The organism is Dialister sp., assembly GCF_051885895.1.
In the GTDB taxonomy this organism is placed as follows: Bacteria; Bacillota; Negativicutes; order Veillonellales; family Dialisteraceae; genus Dialister.
Genome location: NZ_JBJEXP010000060.1, coordinates 1 through 16,727 on the forward strand (window position 1 = coordinate 1; position 16,727 = coordinate 16,727).

Sequence of the window (16,727 nt, forward strand, 5' to 3'; positions counted from 1 at the left end):
AGCAGGAACAAAGACGGTTCGTTTAACAAGGGTGTAAAACTTCCGCTGATGATAATGAACCGGGAAGAGGGTACGACATTGTCGTGGAAATACAACGATAAATCCATAAGCCCTGCTGCCAACGGTTGGTTCACTCCAGAGGAATCCGGAATACTGAAGGCTGAGATAGGATATGAGGACGGCTCATATCTGAGGATAATTAAAGTAATCGTCATCAAGGAGGAGGAAAAGAATGAATAAGGCTGCGTGGAAAAAACTGGCCTGTGTCGGAATGATTGCTTTTGCCGCTGTCATCACCGGCTGCGGCAGTGAACATAAAGTCGCTGTGGTGGATTACCAGAAAATCGAGGAACAGTCCCCGAAGATCAAGGCTATCCAGCAGGAAATTACAGATAAGGATAAGGAAATCAGCGACAGATTGTCGGAAGATTCCAAGAAGGGTCTTTCTGATGAAGAAATGCAGAAAAAGGTACAGTCTGCCCAGCAGGAACGGATGATTTTCATCCAGAGCAAACAGAAGCAGATTGAATCTATGATCCAGTCTCAGGCTGGAGTCATTGCCAAGGATAAGAATATCGGAATTGTCATGAATAAAATGGCGGTACCCTCCGGCGCCGTAGATATTACAGATGAAGTTCTGGCCAAAATGGACGGCGGTGCCTCCAAGGCCGCTTCTTCCCAGTCCAAGTGAGGATTCTTATGAAAAAAACAGCAGGTGAATTGGCAGAAATTCTGGGCGGAAAGCTGTATGGAGACAGCACTGTCCTGATTGATGATGTACGAAGCGCAGAAAGCGCCGGTCCTTCCCATGTAACCTTCGCCAGAGGAATCTATGCGGAGCATATTGAGGAAATGAAGGCAGGAGTTATTCTGGTAGATGAACTGCCCGCCCATTATACGAAAAATCTTATCGTTGTGCCGGACTGCCGACGGTCTTTTGGGGAACTGGTGGATCTTTACCACCCGGAAAGCAGGTACACACCGGGCATTCATCCTACGGCGGTAGTAAGCGATAAGGCTATTATCGGGAAAGATGTATGTATCATGGCCTATGTGGTCATTGATGACGGTGCACGTATCGGTGACGGTACGGTTATTTTCCCTTATACCTATGTAGGAAGGAATGCAGTGATCGGAAAAGCCTGTGAAATCAATCCCGGCGCCGTGATTCATGAAAACAGCATCCTGGGAGACCGGGTGGTGCTTCGTGCCCATGCCGTTGTGGGAGGCCAGGGATTCGGCTTCTCCACCGATGAGAAAGGTCATCACCACCATATTCGCCAGCTGGGTAAAGCAGTCATTGGGGATGACTGCGAACTGGGAGCAGGAACAGCTGTGGATAACGGTGCGCTGAATGATACGGTGGTAGGCAGAGGAACAAAGATCGACAATCTGGTTCATCTGGGACATAATGTGGAAGTGGGAGAAGACTGCTTTATTATTGCCCAGACCGGCGTTGCTGGAAGCACCACCATCGGAAATCACTGCATCCTGGCAGGACAGACCGGTATTAACGGTCATATCAGCATCTGTGATAATGTCATTCTTGGCGGCAAGACCGGTGTTGTAGGAAGCATCAGGAAGCCGGGAGTGTACATGGGGTATCCTGCCCGTACCCACGCCCAGTGGGGAAGAGTGGAAGTTATGATTTCCCACCTTCCGGAACTGATGAAAAAAATCCGTCTTCTGGAGAAAAAACTGAAAGAGGCGGAAGACAAGTAATAATAAAGCAGAACAGCAGCAGTGCTGATTCATTTGCTTTTGTTATGAGGGGAAGGCTCGTTTCTTCACAGGAAATGGTCACATCCTCATTTTCAGAGGAGGGTGCAAGGTCCTTTTCCGCAGGGGAAAGGAGCCTTGTGCTTTTCTTTTATCTATACGAGGTTTCGTTTATGGGTGCAACATACCGATTACTAAAAATTCTGGGCTGGGCGGCCTGCCGCCTTTCTCCTTCCGGCGCTCAGGTTATGGGGCGGGGGCTGGGTCATTTCTTCTGGACCTTCGTTCCTCCTAAAAGGAAAAAGCTGGCAGTGAACAACATTCTTCGTGCCGGCGTAACAAAAGATAAAAAGGAAGCGGAAAGAATTGCCAAAGCTTCTTCTCTCCGTTTTGGTCCCCTGGGAATATCCATGTTCCGTTTCCCTCTATTGAACAGAGATAACATCAGAGACTATGTGACAATTCAGGGCAAGGAAAAACTGGATGCCCTGAAAGAAGAGGGGAAAGGCTGTATTCTGGCTGCCACCCACTGCGGCAACTGGGAAGTAGAAGGAGCAGCCCTTGCTCTGTACGGGTATCCCCTTCTTTCTGTAGCCATGCAGCAGAAAAACAGGGATTTTGACCGTTTTCTCTGTGAATACCGTTCCATGCCCGGGCAGAAGGTGGAATACAAGACCGGGGTGAGGGACATGCTGAGGCGGCTGAAGCAGGGATACTTTGTGGGACTTCTCTGCGACCAGGACCCCGGCGATACAGGCATCCTGTCTCCCTTCATGGGACAGAAAACACTGAGCCCTACCGGCCCGGCCCATTTTGCTCTTCTTACTGGCCTTCCGGTTATGACTGCCTTTATCCATGAAACATCTCCCTGGCATTATGAAATCATTATCGGCGAACCCATTACTGCCGATGAAGGGCTTAAGAAAAAAGAAGCCATCAGCAATATTACAGATAAGGTAAACTGTCGTCTGGAAGCATGGATACGCCGATATCCGGAAGAATGGTTCTGGCTGCATAACCGCTGGAAATGGACAGATCGTTTTTATCCGGAACTGAAAGGAGCGGCCCATGAACCAGCTGAAAACTGAGAAAATATACTGTCATCATATTCCTGTTATGGTTGTTCATCCCATAGAGGACAGAGGCCGTACTGTCATTCTGTATCATGGCTGGAGCAGCCGGTCGGAATATCAGCTTACAAAAGCATCTATCTTGGCAGTCAATGGCTATACCGTGTATGTACCTGAAGAGGATGCCCATGGAGAACGGGGCGCTCTTGCCGATTATTACAAAAAGGAAGACTATGATATTTTCTGGAAAACCATTTTCCGGAATATGGATGAATTTCCTTTTATCCTGCAGTATATTAAAAGCAGGTACAATGAAAAGCCTTTTATTCTGGGACATTCCATGGGTGGGATTTCTGTTCTGGGCATAGGAAGCAGATATCCGGACAAAGTGAAAGGGATTGTATCTTTCAACGGTTCCGGGGACTGGCTTCTTACCCATCTTTTTATGCAGTCCCGCTTTGGCATGTATGTGGGAAAAGACTGGGCTTTATATGATGAAATTGAAAAGAAGTCGCCTGTCTGCCATGTGGATGCATTGAAACAGGTACCTATTTTCATGACAAATGGAGACAGTGACAGTTCAGTAGATCCCAGAGCCCAGGCCCATTTCTATGATGTCCTTCAGGAAGCGGGAGGACGGGCGGTAAGAGTAACCTATCCGGGACTCGGTCATTTCGTCACCACCAATATGATAGATGATGCAATGAAGTGGATGGAGAAGGTGTGATTTGCCTTTTCGAAAGGTCCTGCACTGTTTCCTTTAAAAAATAAGAATGAAAAGGGAAATAGTGGCAGGTGTGCTTATTGTTTAAAATATGCTGCCGGTTTTATCTGACAAAGAGGAAAGAATTACATGCTGCATTCACATTCTCATAAAGGGTGGCGTGCTAAAAACAGTTTGGTCGTGTCTTTGATGAGGAAGTGAACTGCCGCTTTTAGTCCTATCTACATTCGATCTGCAGAGGGGTCAGACTTTTGGGACCAATCACGCAGTATTTTTTTGTCATTGCATTGCTGTGCATATCAGCCATTATCGAAAGGAGGCCTGTTTCTGAGTTACAATAAAAATATTATCACCCTGGTAGCCAGTATGTTTCTGGTTTCCTCCGGGTACACCATGGTCATCCCTTTTCTTCCTCTTTATTTAGGAGAACTGGGGGTGCCGGATAATGAAATATCACTTTGGACAGGCCTTGTCTTTTCCAGCTGTTTCCTGGTAGCCGGTATCATGGGGCCGGTTTGGGGCAAGCTGGCTGATTCCGGCGGAAAGAAGAAAATGGCTGTGCGGGCAGCTGTGCTTCTTGGATTTTCTTACCTGTTCTGCGGTCTCTGCCAGAATCAGTACCACCTGATGGCAGCCCGGGCATTCCAGGGCTTTGCCAACGGTTTTGTGGCCGCATCTATGGCAATCATTGCTGACAGTGCGGAGACAGAAAAGCTGGGCGGTACTCTGGGAATGGCCCAGACCTCCCTGGTGGTGGGCGGTATTCTGGGGCCGCTCATGGGCGGTGCGTTATCCCATGCTTTCGGCATGAGAAATACATTTTTCCTTTCTGCCCTGTTTCTCTGGATTGTGGCAGCAGCGGTGATTTTTCTGGTTAAAGAAAAGAATGGGACAGGGAAAAGGGAGAAAAGGGAAACGACATCCATCAGACAGGATCTTTCCTATACTGCCCATAATTCATCCCTGCGGGAACTGCTTCTTCTCACTTTTTTCCTGCAGTCTACGCTGCTTATGATCCAGCCGGTGACTTCTCTCTATGTGGGGGAACTGATGCACCATGAAGGAAATATAGAGCTGACTGCCGGATTCATCATGTCCAGCGGAGGACTGGCAGGCGCTTTGACGACTACCCTCTGGGGAAAATTCGGACAGTCCCGGGGGTACTATTTCGCCATGACCATTACCCTTGTTCTGGCCGGGGCATTTACCATTATCCAGTCGATTCCCGATTCTATTCTCGGGTTTGGCATCTGCCAGTTTCTGGTAGGCTGTTTTATCATAGGGGCTAATCCGTCCATTAATGCGGCTCTGGTAGAACATACGCCAGCTGATTTCCGGGGACGCATATTCGGCCTTTCCAATACGGCTCAGCAGTTTGGCAATATGTGCGGTCCTCTTCTATCCTCTGCCATTTCCATGGCCTTTGGAATCTGGGAGGTTTATCTGGCGGCAGGACTTATCCAGCTGCTTCTGGGGCTGAAAGTCTGTCTCACTCACAGGAAAAATGGCAGTAGATAAATGGCGGTGTGACTGTTCTGCAAGCCGACAGTATCTGGAATGCCGGGCAGCCATATCATGCGCAGGACGTGTGGCGGAAAGGTTTCCTTTGCTGAGTTCACTGGACTGGCAGCCTTTTTCTCTGAACCTTTTAAAACACTTTGAACCCACTGGTGTTCATGATATAATGGGCATATCTACCAATAGAAAGAAGGTATATCATGCAGAGACTTGTTTCCTATAACTACAATGGCCAGCGCCAGTGGGGCGTACTGGCTGCAGATGGTGTTTCCATTTATTCTGCAGAGGATCTGGAAGAGACCTATTTTATTCCATTGGGGGAAACCATGGAGGAATTTATTGAAACCGGTGAAGAAGGACTTCTGAATTTGGCTAAAGCACTGGAGATGAATGAGAAGGATCAATCCATTGAGCCTCTTTCTTTAAAAGATGTGCGTCTGGAAGTTCCTTTCTATCCAAAGCGCAATATTCTTTGCGTGGGAAAGAATTATCAGGCCCATGTGAAGGAATTTGACCAGAATGTAAACGCAAAGAATCCGACCACTCCGATTTTCTTTACCAAAGCTACCACTTCTGTTATCGGACCGGATGAGGAAATCGACAGTCATCCGGCAACGACAAAAGAAGTAGACTATGAAGGGGAACTGGGCGTGATCATAGGAAAGCGCTGCAGCAACGTGGCAGCGGAAGATGCAATGAAATACGTGTATGGCTATACCATTATCAATGATGTAACGGCCCGGGACCTGCAGAAAAAACATGTGCAGTGGTTCAAGGGAAAGAGCCTGGATACCTTCTGCCCCATGGGACCTACGGTTATGGTAGGGGACTGGCCGGTGCCTTTTACTATTTATACAAAGGTAAACGGCCATCTTCGTCAGGAAGGTTCTACCAACGACCTGATTTTCTCTATCCCCAGGCTGATTGAGGTACTTTCCGACGGTATGACTCTCCTTCCCGGTGATGTCATTGCCACCGGTACTCCTCAGGGCGTAGGTATGGGATTCAATCCGCCAAAGTTTCTCAAGAAGGGGGATGTGGTGGAAATCACCATTGATCCTATCGGCACCCTGAAGAATACAGTGAAATAAAATTCTGCGCATGCAGGAAAAAGACCGGTCAGCCGGTCTTTTTCTGTCTATGGAGAAGAAAAGGAACCGCAGAAAGTACTGAGTGCATTAAAAATCGGATTTCATAGGGTTTTCATCTTCTGCTTTAACAGTAGATTCCTTTTATGGAGGGCAGATGACAGGATTTCTTTCATCAAAATAGAAGAAAAGAAAGATAATATATTGTATAATAAAAATAAATATCCATGATAAAAATGAAATGGAGGAATCTGGAATGGAAGAAAAGAGAGAAGCCGCTAATTTTATTGAAGCGGAAATCAATAAAGACATAGCCAACCATGTCTATGCCAATGGAAGGGTACTGACCCGTTTTCCGCCGGAACCGAACGGCTATCTGCACATCGGTCATGTGAAGAGCATCTGTCTCAACTTCGGGCTGGGGGAAAAGTATCACGGTGCTACCAATGTACGTTTTGATGATACAAATCCGACCAAAGAAAATGAGGAATTTGTAAATTCCATTTTGAACGATGTCAAATGGCTGGGTTTCAAATGGAAGGAACCGGTTCATTTTGCTTCTGACTATTTCCCTGAACTCTATGAGTTTGCCTGCAAACTTATCCGCATGGGACTGGCCTATGTGGATGACCAGAGCAGCGAGGAAATCCATAATACCCGGGGCGATCTGGAACATCCGGGCAAGGAAAGCCCCTGGAGAAACAGGTCGGTAGAAGAAAACCTGAAGCTTTTCGAGGAAATGAAGGAAGGAAAATATAAAGACGGCGAAAAATGCCTCCGCGCCAAGATTGATATGGCTTCCCCGAACCTGGTTATGCGTGATCCTGTCATTTACCGTATTCTTCATGCTACCCACCACAGAACGGGAGATAAATGGTGCATTTATCCTCTGTACGATTTTGCCCATCCTCTCTCTGATGCCCTGGAGGGAATTACCCATTCCATCTGCACTTTGGAATTTGAAGAAAGAAGACCTCTTTATAACTGGTGCCTCCAGGCCTTTGACGGCAAGGAAAAGCCGCGGCAGATTGAATTTGCCCGCCTGAATGTGACCACCATGATTACCAGTAAGAGAAAGCTCCGTAAAATGGTAGAAGCCGGCCTTGTTTCCGGCTGGGATGATCCCCGTATGCCTACCATCAGCGGCATCCGCAGGAGAGGTTATACACCGGAATCACTCCGTCATTTCTGCGACCTCATCGGCGTGGCCAAAGCGGACAGCGTAGTCGATGTGTCCCTTCTGGAATACTGCATCCGCGAAGACCTGAAAGCCAAGGCACCCCGCATTATGGCAGTCATTGATCCGGTCAAGGTGGTACTCACCAACTATCCGGAAGATAAGATTGAATACATGACTCTGGAAAATAACCCGGAAGATGAATCCATGGGAAGCCGCAGAGTTCCATTCGGCAGAAACCTTTACATTGAAAGAGAAGATTTCATGGAACATCCGGCTCATAAATTCTTCCGCATGACCCCCGGTAAGGAAGTGCGCCTGAAAGGAGCTTACATTGTAAAATGTGACGATGTGGTGAAAGATGAAGACGGCAATATTAAGGAAATCCACTGCACCGTTGATTTTGATACCAGAAGCGGCACACCGGGCGCTGACCGCAAGGTCAAGGGCACCCTCCACTGGGTATGCGCCGATACTGCTGTGGATGTGGAAACAAGACTCTACGATTACCTCATCTCTCCTGATGACAAGGACGATGGACGGGATTTCATGGAAAAAATCAATACCAATTCCCTCACTGTCATGAAGAGCAAGGCAGAACCGGCCATTAAGGAATATCCTGTTGGCAGCCGTTTCCAGTTCCTGCGGAAGGGCTATTTCATCATTGACCAGGATACTACAGAAGATCATCTGGTATGCAATCGCATTGTAGGTCTCCGTGACACCTGGGCAAAACTGCAGAAGAAACAGGCGAAGGCTTAATCTATGAAAAGATTATCTTTAGCAGCATGTTTGGCAGCCGGACTTTTCTTCTTCGGCTGTCTGGAGGCTTCCGCCGCTGATAAACTGATACTTTCCGGCATTGGCACTATGGAAGTTCCCAAGGGAATTACCTTTTCCCAGGGGGCACAGAATGCCCTGCCCTTTGTGAAAGAGGGAGGAACGAAGCGGTTCTTTATCCGGAAGGGCATGTCTAAAAGCGAATACTATACCATGACCTGGAAGAACGGTCCTGATTTTTCCTATGGCTGGGCTATGTCCCATGAAACAGGAATCCCTTTCCTGCAGGATATCGGAGAATTCCGTCATAAAGATGATAAGCCGGAAGACCAGATGGACATCATTGCCGACTGGCTGAACCATCAGCTTATTTCCCAGGGTGCCGTTTATGAAGGTACAGCTCCTTTGAAAAAAATTAAAGACAGCAAGCATCCCCGTTGGGAAGGTTTTGTGACCATCAAGACCACCGAACAGGGAATCACCTATAACGAGGCGTATACCATCCTGCTCCAGTGTGACGGTTATTTTACCACTCTTGGTATTTTTAACACAGACGGTGACAGGAATGATATTACGGAAGCCGTAAAAAAGATGGTCATGAAACGCAAGTTCCCGCAGAAAGCCAATCTGCTGGATCTTTCCCAAAGGGGAACATCTCTTACGGAAATAGAATAATTGCGTTTATAAATTGACAAGGAGCCTTTGAATCAGTAAGATAGAGAAGTAAGACAATTTTATCAATTAAATATTGATAGGAGGAATTTTAAATGGCAAAAGTTGCAATTGTATATTGGTCCGGTTCCGGTAACACAGAAGCTATGGCACAGGCTGTAGAAGAAGGTGCAAAGGCTGCAGGTGCAGAAACCACTCTTTCCTTTGTCAGCGATACTTCTGCTTCCGATGTAGCTGCTTTCGACCACATCATCCTCGGCTGCCCCGCTATGGGCAACGAAGAACTGGAAGAATATGAATTCGAACCATTTTTCGAAGAACTTCTTCCTCAGCTGAATGGCAAAGTAGTCGCTATTTTTGGATCCTATGCATGGAACCAGGGCGACTGGATTGAAAACTGGAAGAAACGTTTTGACGAAGCAGGCATCAAACTGGCTGCTGATCCGGTCAAAGCATACAGCTATCCTGATGATGAAGCACTGGAAGCCTGCAAAAAACTGGGCGAAACCGTAGCTAAGGCATAATTTCAGAATGGAAAAGAGCGTTCTTTTTTAAGGACGCTTCTTTTTTTAGGGATAAGAGAGGCACTGGCGGCGGGAATCAAGGATCAGGAGGCCGCCTTCCGATTTGAATAGGATCGAACAACCGCCCCACAGGGCCTGTCAAGAAAAGGAGGCCAATATGGCAGAAAAGGTAGCTGTCATTTATTACTCTGCTACAGGAAATACGGAAGCCATGGCAGAAGCTGTGGCTGTAGGAGCCAAAAGTACAGGAGCAGAAGTACTCCTGGCACCGGTGTCTGATGTGGATCCTGTGGTCATTGGAAATACGTATCATCATATTATTCTGGGATGCAGTGCCTGGGGTGTAGAAGTGATTGAAGAGGCCCAGATGAAGCCGTTCTGCGACAAGCTGAAGCCTTACCTCAAAGGAAAGATTATGGGAATTTTCGGCTCCTGCGGATGGAGCCGCGGAGCCTGGCTCAATTCCTGGTACAACGAGCTTCATTTTGCCGGTGCTTCTTTCCCGGCCCAGCCGCTTCTGGCCTATGGGTATCCCGATGAACCATCGCTGAAAAAATGTGAAGAACTGGGGAAGAAAGTGGCAGAAACAAAGTAGTTTTTTTGCTTTTCCATGTTTCCATATTTCAAATGGAAGGAGAATTATCTATGATTAATTGGGATGAAAAAGTAGCATCCAATATTAAAGCAGTACCTTTTTCCGGCATCCGTAAATTCTTTGACCTGGCAAGCACTATGAAGGATGTCATTTCCCTTGGGGTAGGGGAACCGGATTATTCAGCTCCGGATAAGGTGATTGACGCCTGCATTGAAAGTCTGAAACGAAAAGAAACATCCTATACTTCCAACTGGGGTCTTCTGGAACTGCGCCAGGAAATTGCCAAGCTTTTCCATAACCGCTACCATGTGGACTATGATCCGGAGGATGAAGTCATGGTAACAGTGGGTGTATCGGAAGGCATCGGCCTGGTTATGACCACGCTCCTGAACCCGGGGGATGAAGTGCTCATTCCGGACCCGGCATATCTGGCTTATCCTGCCTGTGTATCCATTGCAGGAGGAAAACCTGTACTGGTTCCTACCTATGGAGAGAATGAGTTCAAACTGACGGTGGAAGAACTGGAGAAGAAAGTGACTCCCCGTACAAAAGCCATTCTTATCGGCTATCCGAATAACCCCACCGGTACTGTCATGGACAGGGCATCTCTGGAGAAAATTGCCGCCTTTGCAGAAAAACATGATCTGGTCGTTATTTCCGATGAAATTTACTGTGATCTCACTTATGAAGGCACCCATACCTGCTTTGCTTCCCTGCCGGGCATGAAAGAGAGAACCCTTTCTATGAACGGCTTCTCTAAATCCTACGCTATGACAGGTCTCCGCATCGGCTATATCTGCGGACCAAAAGAAATCATGCAGCAGATTTATAAAGTGCACCAGTATGAAATTCTCTGCGCCAGCGTTACCAGCCAGTACGGTGCCATTGCAGCCCTGAAATACTGCGATGATGATGTGAAGGCTATGTATAACGAGTATAAGGCACGCCGGGATATGGTATATGAAGGCCTTCGCAAAATCGGACTTTCTGTGTTCAAGCCCAAGGGCGCTTTCTACATTTTCCCGGATATCAGCATTACCGGCATGGATGATGAAGAATTTGCCGACCGCCTGCTGAAGGAAGAAAAAGTAGGCGTAGTGCCGGGCACCTGCTTTGGACCACAGGGGAAAAACCATATCCGTATTTCCTACGCTGCCAGCAGGGAAAACCTGGCGGAAGCGCTGAAGCGGATCGGCCATTTTGTAGATAAATATAGAAAAAATTAAGCGGATGGTCTGATGACTGTTTTCCCTTATCTGAAAAAGCCCTGCCTGCAGGCGGGGCTTTTTTCCATGGTGAATTTTTTGGGAAAAATCTGTTATAATGAATAGGAATATTTCTGCATCATATGCAGAGAAAATGAATAGTTCGTATTTTTTGATTCGGCAGGTGTTGGAAAATGGAGTTTACTTTGACAGATCAGCAGAAAGAACTGGTTGCACTGGCTCGGGATATCGCACAGAAGGAAATTGCGCCAAGAGCCCTTGATATTGATAAAAGCGGCGTTATGGATGAAGAACTGCTTCACATTTTGAAGCAGGCTGGCATGACAGCGCTGTCAGTACCTAAGGAATTTGGCGGTGCAGGACTGGATCTTCTCACCATTGCCATGATCAGTGAAGAGCTGGCCAAGGGCTGTGCCGGGGTGGCTACGGTATGTGCTGCCAATTCGCTGGCTTCTTTTCCGGTGCTGATTGCAGGAAGCGATGAACAGAAGAAATCTTATTTCGACTGCCTCAATGAAGGAGGCATGAGCTGCTTTGCCCTGACGGAACCGGGAGCCGGTTCCGATGCCGGTGCAGTTTCCTGCCGGGCTAAAAAGGTAGAGGGCGGCTATGTGCTGAATGGCACCAAATGCTTTATTACCAATGCGCCTATTGCGGATAAAATCACACTTTTTGCTAATACCAGGGAATCCGGAGGTATCCGTGGTCTTACTGTATTCTCTGTCGACCGGAATACAAAGGGGATTTCCATGGGCAAAGAGGAAGATAAGATGGGAATCCGTGCCTCCGCTACATCAGAAATCATTTTCGATGACTGCTTCGTGCCTGCCTCGGCAAGGCTGGGAAGAGAAGGCATGGGGTTCCGCATCGCCATGGAAACACTGGAGAAATCCCGGCCGGTGGTAGGTGCCATTTCTGTAGGCATTGCCCAGGCTGCTCTGGAAAATGCCATTCATTATGCCCACCAGAGAAAACAGTTCGGCCAGAAGATTGCTTCTTTTGAAATGGTACAGCAGATGATCGCAGATATGGTCATGAAAACAGAAGCGGCCAGGGCGCTTGTGTATAAGGCATGCTGGATGCAGATGACCGGTGATAAACAGGCAGCCCTCTTCTCTGCCATGTCCAAGTGCTTTGCTTCGGATGCGGCTATGGAAGTAACTACTACTGCCGTGCAGGTGATGGGGGGCAATGGCTATTCCAGAGAAAATCCGAATGAAAAGTATATGCGTGATGCTAAAATCATGCAGATCTATGAAGGAACAAACCAGATACAGCGCCTTGTCATTGCTAATGCGGCTATGTATTAAGGAAGCACTGATTCATTCACAGAGTCTGCTTTTATAAGAGTTTTTATGCACTGCTGCGTCGTGAAACCCCATACGCGTTCCTCTGTATTCTGCTGTCTGCGGTCTCATTTCCTCCAATGCATCAGAACAGAAGGATAAAACCCGGTCATCATGGAATCAGCACTTTTCATGAATACCGATGCGTCGGTACTGGGATTGTGAATTCCCCATTGACTTTTCCGGCAGGAATGTTAAAATATTTTTATAACTTGAAGCGATGATGAAGAAGGAGCAGGCATGCATTCTATGCAGGGATCCGGCGATAGTGGAACACCGGAAAGAATGAGCCGACCTCAGTTCACTTCGGAGCTGCCGGCTGAACGGAGTAGGCCGGACGCAGGGCTGCGTTAAAGCTTTTGAGTACAAAATCAGGGTGGTACCGCGGATAAAGACTTCGCCCCTTCAGGGGCGGGTCTTTTTTTTTATTTATGTCATCCTGGTTTTCTGGGCAGAATGCGCAGAAGCCTGAACCAATACAGGAGGTATATAGATGGATACTAAGTTGGATGAGCTGAAAGCAAAAGCAGAAGAAATGCTGAAAGCCTGCAGAGATGAAAATCGCAAGCAGGAAACCTATGAAGCAGTCAAAGCAAAGCTGACCGGTTTTCTGGGAGATATTAAAAATCTGAATGAAAGCGACAAGACCATGTCTGATCTGGCTGACCAGGTAAGAAACCAGATCGTTTCTTTTATGGAGAAGGACCTGGATACCCTGAAGAAGGAAGCCCAGGAAAGAATTGCTGCTTCCATGGATGAAAAATCACTGCAGGATACCAAGGTATTCTTCCTTGGCAAGAAAGGGAAACTCACGGCCATCTTAAGAGGCATGAAAGATATTTCCGCTGCTCAGCGTCCGATTATCGGCGCTTTGGCCAACCAGGTGAGAACCGATGTGGAAGATGCCATTTCCGCTAAAATGGAAGAATTGAAGCAGAAACGGCTGGAAGAAAAAATCAAACATGAAACAGTGGATATTACCCTTCCTGCCCGTCATCACAAGATCGGACATCTTCATCCTCTGGACAAGGCTCTTCGGGAGATTATGAAGTCCTTTGTACGCATGGGATATTCCGTAGAAGAAGGTCCGGAAATTGAAAAGGATTACTATAATTTCGAGTGCCTGAACCTTCCGAAAGATCATCCTGCCAGAGATATGCAGGACTCCTTCTACATTACCCCGGAAATTCTTCTCCGCACCCATACCTCCCCGGTACAGGCCAGGACCCTGCGGAAGCACGAACCCAATTCTCCGATCCGCATGATTGCTCCAGGCAAAGTATTCCGCTGGGATAATGATGCCACCCATTCTCCTGTTTTCCATCAGGTAGAGGGACTGGTAGTAGATAAGGGCATCAGCTTTGCAGATCTGAAGGGCACCCTGGAAATTTTCCTGAAGGATCTTTTCGGCGCTGACACCAAGATTCGTTTCCGCGCCAGCTATTTCCCCTTCACGGAACCGTCGGCAGAAGTCGATATTTCCTTCGCTGCCAGAACCGGTGAAGAAGACGGAGATCCGGACTGGCTGGAAATTCTGGGCTGCGGCATGGTTCATCCCATGGTTCTGAAGCTGAACGGCTATGATCCGGAAAAGGTAAGCGGTTTTGCTTTCGGCATGGGCATTGAACGTATTGCCATGCTGCTTTACGGAATCGATGATCTCCGCAATTTCTACGAAAATGATGTCAGATTCCTGAAGCAGTTCTAATGGAAGGGAGATTATATAGATGAATGTATCTTTAAAATGGCTGGGAACTTTAGTCGATATAAAAGGAATGAATCCTGATGATATGGCAGAAACGCTGACCGTGGACGGCATCCCGGTAGAGCATGTGATCCGCCCCGGGGAAGGAATCAAAGGCGTAGTGACAGGAAAGATTCTCTCCGTAGAGAAACATCCCGATGCAGACCACCTTCTGATCTGCCAGCTGGATGTAGGCAGGGAAGAACCGGTGCAGATTGTTACCAGTGCGTCCAATGTAAAAGCCGGTCAGATTGTGCCCTGCGCCCTGTCCGGCGCCCATGTACCGGCGGCTCATGATAACAAGGCTCCCGGCGGCCTCCGTCACGGGGATATCAAAATCAAGGCAGGAAAACTCCGCGGTGTGAAATCCGCAGGCATGATGTGCTCCTTGGGAGAACTGGGAATGGATGCCAATCTGTTCCCCAGCCTGAATCATGAAGGCATCCTGATTCTTCCGGAAAATACACCGGTCGGTGTGGATATCCACAGCCTCTATGATCTGGATGATGTAGTCTATGAAATGGAACTCACTGCCAACCGGGCTGACTGCTTCAGCATGATCGGCATGGCGCTGGAAACCGGTGCTATTTTCAAGAAGAAAGTGACACTTCCGGATATTTCTGTAAAGGAAGAAGGAGCCTCCATTGAAGGCCGTGCTTCTGTTCATATTTCCGAACCGGAGTACTGCAAACGGTTCTGCGGACGTCTGCTGGAAAATGTCAAAATCGGCCGTTCTCCGGAATGGATCGAAAACCGGCTTCGCAGCAACGGCATCCGTCCCATCAACAATGTGGTAGATGCTGCAAACTATGTCATGCTGGAAATCGGACAGCCGCTCCACACCTATGATTATGATAAAGTAGCCGGTCATTCCCTGACCTGCCGCCATGCCCATAAAGGCGAAACGATTGTGACTCTGGACGGACAGAAGAGAGAACTGAATCCGTCCGACCTTGTCATTGCCGATGGCGCTGATAAAGCTTCCTGCGTAGCCGGTGTCATGGGTGGTCTTGATTCTGAAGTCACTGCAGATACAAAGAATGTATTCCTGGAAGCTGCTGTTTTTGATTCTGCTTCCATCAGAAGAACATCCCGCCGCCTGGGCCTTCGTTCCGAAGCTTCCGGCCGTTACGAAAAGGGAATCAACCCGGCCAGAAGCGAAATGGCTATTAACCGCATCTGCCAGCTTCTGGAAGAAGAAGGGGCAGCGGTTACAGCCAAAGGCATGCTTGACGAATATCCGGTCAAGGCAGAACCACAGGTCATTAAGACTACGGTACAGCGTATCAATGACTACATCGGCATCAATATGCCAAAAGAAAAAATGATTGAAATCCTGACAGATCTCTATTTCAAAGTAGAAGAACAGGATGGAAATCTCACAGTAACCGTTCCTGATTTCCGTCTGGATCTGGATGGCATGCCCGATCTGGCAGAAGAAGTGGCCCGGGTGTATGGCTATAAGAATATCCCCATCACCACACCCTGGAGCGCCATTGCCAAAGGAGCTATGTCTAAGGAACAGGATGTGATTTTCCGTATTACCGACAGCCTGGTGGCAGATGGCCTTTCCGAAGTCGTCAACTACAGCTTTATGGATAAAAAGGATCTGGAAAGACTGAATTTCCCCTGGGGACATAAGGTATATAATGCCATTCCGATTATGAACCCCATTTCCGAAGAATATCCGGACATGAGAACTACCCTGCTGCCCGGACTGATGCATACTCTTTGCTACAACCTTTCCCAGAAGAACGAGGAAGCTGCGATTTTCGAATCGGGCCATGTATACCAGCCCAAGGAACTGCCTTTGAAGGACCTGCCTTATGAATATGAACTGTTCTCCGGCCTCCTTTATGGAAGTCCTGACGAAGCAGGCTATCCGAATAATGGCAGAAAATATGATTTCTTTGATGTCAAGGCCATTATGGAAGATGTGCTGGAAACGCTGGGCATCAGGGATTATGAAATCAAACGTTCTACCTATCCCGTATTCCATCCCGGCATTTCCGCTGATTTCGTAAAGGACGGCAGAACGCTCATGTCCTTTGGCCAGCTTCATCCTGCTGTCCTGGACAAATGGGGGATTAAGAAGGAAGTATATGGCTTCGTGATCTTCATTCCTCATCTTATGAGTATGGTTGATGAAACCATTGACTATACCAAGATTCCGAAGTTCCCTGCTTCTGAACGTGATCTCTCCCTCCTGGTGCCTGTCCGCTACTCCAATGATGAAGTAGAAGAAATTATCCGCAAAGCCGGCGGCAAGCATCTGGAACTGCTCCGTCTCTTTGATCTCTATCAGGGCGAACAGGTGAAGGAAGGCTGCAAGAGCATGGCCTACAACCTCACATTCCGTGCAGAAGACCGCACCCTTACCGATAAAGAAGTGGATCAGTGGATTGAAAAGATTGTCAAAGAACTGGAAAAAGCAGAGATTACCCTCCGCGCCTGATTACATACAATCCACATAATAAAAATCCCGGAAAATCGAAATGATTTTCCGGGATTTTTATTTGCTTTCAAGTGCGAAAGGAGAATGTA

At 47.7% G+C, this 16,727-nt stretch carries 15 protein-coding genes; all 15 read left to right on the forward strand.

The features are described from left to right. On the forward strand, positions 1–240 hold a 240-nt coding region (locus ACI4N7_RS04955), incomplete at its 5' end, for a hypothetical protein (protein ID WP_439732258.1). Continuing rightward, positions 233–691, forward strand: coding sequence for an OmpH family outer membrane protein (locus ACI4N7_RS04960; RefSeq protein ID WP_439732259.1), 459 nt, complete (start codon positions 233–235; stop codon positions 689–691). The genes ACI4N7_RS04955 and ACI4N7_RS04960, both read left to right, overlap by 8 nt. 8 nt (positions 692–699) lie before the next feature. Then, positions 700–1,722 (forward strand): UDP-3-O-(3-hydroxymyristoyl)glucosamine N-acyltransferase, encoded by a 1,023-nt coding sequence (gene lpxD / locus ACI4N7_RS04965; protein ID WP_439732260.1) that lies wholly within the window; start codon positions 700–702, stop codon positions 1,720–1,722. Positions 1,723–1,892: 170 nt separating this feature from the next. Further along, positions 1,893–2,807, forward strand: coding sequence for a lysophospholipid acyltransferase family protein (locus ACI4N7_RS04970; RefSeq protein ID WP_439732261.1), 915 nt, complete (start codon positions 1,893–1,895; stop codon positions 2,805–2,807). Continuing rightward, positions 2,788–3,516: an alpha/beta hydrolase family protein gene (locus tag ACI4N7_RS04975; RefSeq protein WP_439732262.1), complete on the forward strand. Its 729-nt coding sequence runs from the start codon at positions 2,788–2,790 to the stop codon at positions 3,514–3,516. The genes ACI4N7_RS04970 and ACI4N7_RS04975 overlap by 20 nt, the downstream gene beginning before the upstream one ends. 363 nt (positions 3,517–3,879) lie before the next feature. Then, complete coding sequence (locus ACI4N7_RS04980) at positions 3,880–5,031, forward strand: MFS transporter (RefSeq protein WP_439732263.1); 1,152 nt, start codon at positions 3,880–3,882, stop codon at positions 5,029–5,031. A gap of 200 nt (positions 5,032–5,231) precedes the next feature. Continuing rightward, complete coding sequence (locus tag ACI4N7_RS04985) at positions 5,232–6,122, forward strand: fumarylacetoacetate hydrolase family protein (protein ID WP_439732264.1); 891 nt, start codon at positions 5,232–5,234, stop codon at positions 6,120–6,122. A gap of 253 nt (positions 6,123–6,375) precedes the next feature. Then, complete coding sequence (locus tag ACI4N7_RS04990) at positions 6,376–8,058, forward strand: glutamine--tRNA ligase/YqeY domain fusion protein (RefSeq protein WP_439732265.1); 1,683 nt, start codon at positions 6,376–6,378, stop codon at positions 8,056–8,058. 3 nt (positions 8,059–8,061) lie between these two features. Next, the gene (locus tag ACI4N7_RS04995; RefSeq protein WP_439732266.1) at positions 8,062–8,751 is read left to right on the forward strand and encodes a hypothetical protein; all 690 of its coding nucleotides are present in this window, start codon (positions 8,062–8,064) and stop codon (positions 8,749–8,751) included. 92 nt (positions 8,752–8,843) lie between these two features. After that, positions 8,844–9,272, forward strand: coding sequence for a flavodoxin (locus tag ACI4N7_RS05000; RefSeq protein ID WP_439732267.1), 429 nt, complete (start codon positions 8,844–8,846; stop codon positions 9,270–9,272). A gap of 157 nt (positions 9,273–9,429) precedes the next feature. Beyond that, on the forward strand, positions 9,430–9,867 hold the full coding sequence (locus ACI4N7_RS05005) for a flavodoxin domain-containing protein (RefSeq protein WP_439732268.1): 438 nt from the start codon (positions 9,430–9,432) through the stop codon (positions 9,865–9,867). Positions 9,868–9,920: 53 nt separating this feature from the next. Continuing rightward, on the forward strand, positions 9,921–11,093 hold the full coding sequence (locus tag ACI4N7_RS05010; RefSeq protein WP_439732288.1) for a pyridoxal phosphate-dependent aminotransferase: 1,173 nt from the start codon (positions 9,921–9,923) through the stop codon (positions 11,091–11,093). A 173-nt stretch (positions 11,094–11,266) separates the two neighbouring features. Beyond that, positions 11,267–12,403 carry an acyl-CoA dehydrogenase family protein gene (locus tag ACI4N7_RS05015; RefSeq protein ID WP_439732269.1) on the forward strand — a complete coding sequence of 379 codons (1,137 nt, stop codon included), beginning with the start codon at positions 11,267–11,269 and terminating at the stop codon, positions 12,401–12,403. A 730-nt stretch (positions 12,404–13,133) separates the two neighbouring features. Further along, positions 13,134–14,147 carry a phenylalanine--tRNA ligase subunit alpha gene (gene pheS / locus ACI4N7_RS05020; protein WP_439732289.1) on the forward strand — a complete coding sequence of 338 codons (1,014 nt, stop codon included), beginning with the start codon at positions 13,134–13,136 and terminating at the stop codon, positions 14,145–14,147. Between the two features lie 19 nt (positions 14,148–14,166). Further along, entirely contained in the window at positions 14,167–16,638 is a 2,472-nt protein-coding gene (gene pheT, locus ACI4N7_RS05025) for a phenylalanine--tRNA ligase subunit beta (protein WP_439732270.1), read from the forward strand. Positions 16,639–16,727 lie beyond the last annotated feature (89 nt).